Here is a 6,014-nt window from a genome sequence, read left to right on the forward strand (position 1 = left end):
TGCTCATTTTGACTCTAACAGGTCACCAGGGTTTGCAGAACCGACGCCGTAGGGTCGGCGCGTGTCGGACCTCCCCCAGCTGGCCGAGAGCGTGCTCGCCGCCGAGCGTCGCCTCGGATCGCCGCAGCTCGCCTGGGACGCCGTGCTGACCACCGTCGCTGCGGCGCACGACCTGCGGCCCGAGGGGGAGAGCCGCCCGCGCGACCTGGCTGATCCCGCCCTCGCGGCCTGGAGCGACCCGGCAGCGATCGAGCACCTCGCTCCGGTCCACGAGGCGCTCGTCGAGGGACGGCAGGCCTCGGGCACCTTCTACACGCCGCCCGCCCTCGTGGGGTGGATCCTCGATCGCTTCCCCGCCGACCCCGAGGCGCGGGTGCTCGACCCCGCCTGCGGGGCCGGGCACTTCCTCGTCGCCCACGCCCGCCGGCTGGTGGAGCGCGGGGTGTCGCCCGAGGCCGCGGTGACGCTGGTGCACGGGGTCGACCTCGATCCGGTCGCGGTGTCGATCACGCGGCTGCGTCTGCGGGCGCTGGCGCCGTCGGTCGACCCGGAGTCGCTCGACGTCCGCGTCGGTGACGGCCTGCACGCCCACGCCGGGGCGCCGTACGACGCCGTGATCGGCAACCCGCCCTTCCTCGGTCGGCTGCGGGGCAGGGTCCCCGCAGGGGGGCCCTCGCGCGGGCCCGACTCGACGGACGCGCCCGTGCCGCGGGCCGGCGCCTACACCGACACCAGTGCCCTCTTCCTGCGCCACGCCCTCGGCCTGGTCCGGCCCGGGGGCACGGTCGCGCTGGTGCAACCGCTGTCGCTGCTCGCCGCCCGCGACGCCGCTCCGGTGCGCGAGGCGGTCGCTGCCGCAGGCGCCGTGACGGCGTTCTGGTCGTCGCTCGAGCCCGTCTTCGCGGGCACGGCCGTGCTCACCTGCGTCCCGGTCGTCACCACCGCCACGACGCAGGGCCTGGTGCCGACCTGGTTCGGCCCCGCCTTCCTCGGTGCGGGGGAGCAACCGCTCCCCGAGCACGAGTGGGGGCCGATCGCCGCCGCGGCCGCGGGCATCCCCGTCGTCTCGCCGCGCACCGCCGGCACCCTGGGCGACCTGGGCCGGTGCACCGCCGACTTCCGCGACCAGTACTACGGTCTCGTGCCCTTCGTGGGCGAGCACCCCGCGACGGCAGGCCAGGCCCGCCTGGTCACCGCCGGACTGATCGACCCCGCCGAGTGCCGCTGGGGCGAGATCCCGTCACGCTTCGCCAAGACGCAGTACGCCGCGCCGAGCGTCGACCTCGACGCCCTGCACGCCGAGGGGAGCCTCAGCACGTGGGCCCGCGCCCGGCTCGTGCCGAAGGTCCTCGTGGCGACCCAGGGGCGCGTCATCGAGGCCGTCGTCGACGAGGACGGCGACTGGCTGCCGTCGGTGCCGGTGCTGACGGTCGCTGCCGAGCCCGAGCACCTGTGGCACCTGCTCGCCGTCCTGCTCGCGCCTCCCGTGGTCGCCGCTGCCGCGGCCCGCTACCTCGGCACCGCCCTCGCGCCGGGGGCGATCAAGCTCAGTGCCCGTCAGCTCGCTTCGATCCCGCTGCCGGCCGACCGTGAGGCATGGGACCGCGGCGCCGCCTCGGCCAGGGCAGCACAGGTCGGCGGAGCGGCCCGGAGACGCGAGCACCTGGTCGCCTGCGCGGAGGCGATGTGCACGGCGTACGACGATCACGAGGCGCTCGCGTGGTGGTCCGGGCGACTACGACCTGTGTGAACGTCTGGTGACGACCGTGCATCAGCGCAGAAATTGCGTGCACAGCAGGCCTGCGCGGGCTTACCGTGTGTCTGCGATGACCACCACCCGCCTCCTCGACGCGCCTGATCGGCCGACCCAGCACGACCTGCTGGGCGTGCAGCGCGCGCCCGAGCAGATACGTGGCGAGTGACGTCGGATGAACTTCTGCACGCAGCCGCCCGGGACATTCTCGTGGCGGCCGCGTGCATCGCGGGTCCCACCGCCGACTGAGCGGGTCGTCGCCGGGAGCGCCCGATGACCACCCTCACCGGCACCGTCATGCTCTACAACGCCTCCTTCGAGCCGATGGGGCGGGTGAGCTTTCAGCACGCGGTCAAGATGCTCGTGCGCGAGGTGGCGGTGGTGCACGAGGCCCACGGCGAGCGGATGATCGGTCCCTACCAGTGGCCCCGGGCGCTGCGCCTGGTGCGCTACGTCGCCACGAAGTGGCTCTACTCGCCGGCGGGCTACACGCGCCGCGGCGTCCTGGCGCGCGAGCACCACCGTTGCGCCTACTGCGGACGACGAGCGCACACCATCGACCACCTGATGCCTCGCTCACGAGGAGGCACGTGGACGTGGATGAACACCGTCGCTGCGTGCGGACCCTGCAACGAGCGCAAGGGCAACCGCACGCCCCTCGAGGCCGGGATGCGCCTGCGGATCGACCCCTGGCACCCCACCCGCGCCCAGGTGGCGGCGTGGAGCTGAAGGCCGCGAGAACTACACCGGGGGCACCGGGGGCACCGGGGGCACCGGGGGGCGGCTGCTCGCAGCGGTCCAGCGGTAGCCGTGCTGGGGGCGTCCGGCGGAGCCGTAGCGCGGCCGAACCTCCGCAACGCCTGCCGACACCAGCTGCTCCAGGTAGCGACGGGCGCTGACCCGGGACAGCCCGCAGGTCTGCGCCACCTCGCTGGCCGACACGTCGGACAGCGCCTCGCGCACTGCGTCGGCCACGAGGGTCAGCGTGTGTCGAGACAGACCCTTCGGCAGCTCGGCGCCCTCACCCGGGGGTTGGCGCGGAGCGAGCAGCCGGTCGACCTCGTGCTGGTCGCGCACCGTCGCCTGGCGCGCTGACAGCTGCAGCATGCGTTCGCGCTGAGCGCGGTAGCCCTCCAGCCGCTCGCGCAGCACCCGGAAGGTGAAGGGCTTGACCAAGTAGTCCGTCACTCCGCCGGCCATCGCGCCACGCACGGTGGCGACCTCGCGAGCCGCGGTCACGACCAGGACGTCGAGGTCGGGTGCGTCGGCGCGGGCGCGCAGTCGCTGGAGCACGTCGAGCCCCGACATGTCGGGCAGGTGGATGTCCAGCAGCAGCAGGTCAGGCTGCTGCTCGGCGACGGCGCGCAACGCCTGGGCGCCCGAGTGTGCGATCGCAGTGACGACGAAGCCCGGCACCTCCTCGACGTAGGCTCGGTGGACCTCGGCGACCGCGAAGTCGTCGTCCACCACCACCACGCGGATGCGAGCGGCGTCGGGATCGTGAAGGTGGGTCATGGCTCCGCCCGGGCGGGGGTGCGAGCCGCTGCCGGCTGGCGGTCGGGAAGCAGGACGGCGAACACGCTGCCACCGGACTCGACGTGGTCCACACGGAGGGTGCCGCCGCGCCGTCGCACGATGCGCGACACGAGCGCCAGGCCGATCCCGCGCCCGTGGGCCTCGCCGAGGCCGGCGGCATCCGCCTTGGTCGTGACCCCGGCGTCGAAGATCCGCTCGCGCAGGTGCTCGGGGACGCCGGAGCCCTCGTCGCGGACCTCGACGCGGGTCGCCCCGCCGGGGCGATGCCGCAGCAGGACCTCGATGTGGCCGGTCTCGGGACTGGCCTCGATCGCGTTGTCGACCAGCTTGGCCACGATGGTGAGGACGTCGTCGCCGACACCCGCGAGCACCTCGGACGCGGGATCGAGGTGGAGCTGGAGGTTCTTCTCCCGGGCGACCGCAGCCTTGGCCACGAGGAGCGCGGCGAGCATCGGGTCCTCGACGTCAGCCAGCGGAGCGCCGGTGCCCGACACGGTGCCACCGCCGACCCGCTCGATGAACCTGACCGCCTCCTCCGAACGACCGAGACCCATCAGGCCCGACAGCACGTGCAGGTGGTTGCTGAACTCGTGCGCCTGGGCGCGCAGTGCCTCGGTGATGGTGCGTTGGCCGTCCAGGGCACGCAAGGCGTCGAACAGCTCGGTGCGGTCGCGCAGCACCAGCAGGCGGCCCACGACCCGCCCGCGCACGCGGGCGATGGTGCTGTTGACGACCAGCAGACGCTCACCGACGAGGACCACCTGGTCGGCGACCTCCTCGTCACCGGTCACCAGCGGCAGCAGCTCGTCGGCGTGCAGGACGTCCTGCACCGAGCGGTGCGTGGGGTCGTCGGTCAGGCCGAGGAGTCGCATCGCCTCGTCGTTGACGAGGGAGACGCGACCACGGTTGTCGACGGCGAGCACGCCTTCGCGGATGCCGTGCAGCATCGCCTCGCGGGCTCGGAGCAGGTCGGCGATCTCCTCGGGCTCCAGGCCGTGGATGCGACGTCGGACCAGGCGCGTCACCCCGATCGCGCCGAGGACCCCGACGACCGCGGCGCCGGTCAGCCACAGCACCAGCCGGGGCAGGACGTCGACCGTGCCGGCCTCCAGCTCGCGCTCCAGGATGCCGACCGAGACCTGTCCGAGGACGGTCCCGTCGGCGGCTCGCACGGGCACCTTGGCCCGCAGCGAGAGGCCCAGGGTGCCGGCCTCGGTGCCGACGTACTCCTGGCCGCCGAGCGCGACGCTGGGGTCGGTCGAGACCCGCTGGCCGATCTTCGCGGGGTCAGGGTGGGAGTAGCGCAGACCGTCGGCATCGGTGAAGACCACGAACTCGGCGCCGGCGGAGGTGCGCACCAGCTCGGCCAGGGGCTGCAGCTCGCCGGAGGGGGCCGGCGACGCGTAGGCGTCGCGCACCGACTCCTGGCCGCCCAGCCCGCGGGCCAGGGCCAGGACGCGGTCCTCGTTGGCGTCGCGCACCTGGTCCCTTTGCACCTGCAGCGCGAGCCAGCCGGCTCCTACGAGCACCAGCAGCACGATCCCCACCTGGAGCGCCAGCAGCTGTGCTGCCAGCGGGAGACGTCGCCGCATGCCGTCATCCTGCCCCACCGGAACATGGCGTGCATCACGACCGAAATGACCAATACGAACGCTACGACCAGAGGCTGGTCGACCTTTCGCGAGCGCGCCTAGCGTCCCCGACGACCCGATACCTCGGGTCCACCCGAAAGGACACCGCAATGAGCACCAGCCAGCTTCGCCCGTCCCACGCCAGCGCTGCAGCCCGCCGTCGTCGGCTGCGTCACTCGATCGTCGCCGTGACCGGCGCCCTCGCCCTCACCCTCTCGTCGTGCTCCGCTGACAGCGGGAGCGCCGACGGTGAGATCTCGCGTCTCGAGCTGATGGCTCCTGCCGACCCCGGCGGCGGCTGGGACGGCACCGCGCGCGCCATGGCGGCCAGCATGGAAGGGGCCGACCTGGTCTCCTCGACGCAGGTGAGCAACGTGCCCGGCTCCGGCGGGACGATCGGCCTCGCGCAGCTCGCCAACGAGACGAGCGAGAGCTACCTGATGGTGATGGGCCTGGTGATGGTCGGCGCGATCGAGACCAACGAGTCGTCGGCGACGCTGGACGACGTCACGCCGATCGCCCGGCTCACCGCCGAGGACGAGATCATCGTCGTCCCGGCCGACAGCCCATACGAGACCATCGACGACCTCGCGGCCGACCTGCGGACCAACGGGCGCGACGTCGCCATCGCCGGCGGCTCGGCCGGCGGCACCGACCACATCGTCGCCGGGCTCCTGGCCGACGCTGCCGGCGCGGGTCCCGAGGACCTCAACTACATCGCCTTCTCGGGTGGCGGTGAGAGCCTGGCCTCGTTGCTCGGCAACAAGGTCTCGGCCGGGATCAGTGGTGTCAGCGAGTACGCCGAGCAGGTCAAGGCCGGTTCGCTGCGAGCCCTCGCGGTCACGGGTCCGGAGCGGGTCGAGGGCATCGACGCCCCGACCCTGACCGAGGCCGGCTACGACATCGAGTTCATCAACTGGCGCGGGGTCGTCGCTCCCGCAGGCATCTCTGAGGAGGCCACCGACACCCTCATCGACCTGGTGACCGACATGCACGACTCGGCGGAGTGGGGCGAGGCGCTGGAGACCAACGGCTGGGACGACACCTTCATGACGGGCGACGAGTTCACCGCGTTCATCGAGGAGGAGCGTGAG

The 6,014-nt window shown here is 72.9% G+C and carries 5 protein-coding genes; 3 read left to right on the top strand and 2 right to left on the bottom strand.

Going from position 1 to position 6,014, the window contains the following annotated elements; translation table 11 throughout:
* Positions 1-61: 61 nt before the first annotated feature.
* Both VOI19_RS12315 and VOI19_RS12320 read left to right on the top strand, forming a co-directional pair.
* Positions 62-1,750, top strand: coding sequence for an N-6 DNA methylase (locus VOI19_RS12315; RefSeq protein ID WP_323793255.1), 1,689 nt, complete (start codon positions 62-64; stop codon positions 1,748-1,750).
* Positions 1,751-2,026: 276 nt separating this feature from the next.
* Positions 2,027-2,482, top strand: coding sequence for an HNH endonuclease (locus VOI19_RS12320; RefSeq protein WP_323793256.1), 456 nt, complete (start codon positions 2,027-2,029; stop codon positions 2,480-2,482).
* 12 nt (positions 2,483-2,494) lie between these two features.
* On the opposite strand, the gene VOI19_RS12325 is transcribed toward VOI19_RS12320, so the two are convergent.
* On the bottom strand, positions 2,495-3,268 hold the full coding sequence (locus VOI19_RS12325; RefSeq protein WP_323793257.1) for a response regulator: 774 nt from the start codon (positions 3,266-3,268) through the stop codon (positions 2,495-2,497).
* Entirely contained in the window at positions 3,265-4,881 is a 1,617-nt protein-coding gene (locus VOI19_RS12330) for a sensor histidine kinase (protein WP_323793258.1), read from the bottom strand. Before VOI19_RS12330 ends, VOI19_RS12325 begins: the two co-directional genes overlap by 4 nt.
* 149 nt (positions 4,882-5,030) lie before the next feature.
* Here VOI19_RS12330 and VOI19_RS12335 point away from each other — a divergent pair.
* Positions 5,031-6,014 (top strand): Bug family tripartite tricarboxylate transporter substrate binding protein (locus VOI19_RS12335; RefSeq protein WP_323793259.1); only part of this gene is annotated, 984 nt, incomplete at its 3' end.

This window comes from Nocardioides sp. (genome assembly GCF_034670285.1).
In the GTDB taxonomy this organism is placed as follows: domain Bacteria; phylum Actinomycetota; class Actinomycetes; order Propionibacteriales; family Nocardioidaceae; genus Nocardioides.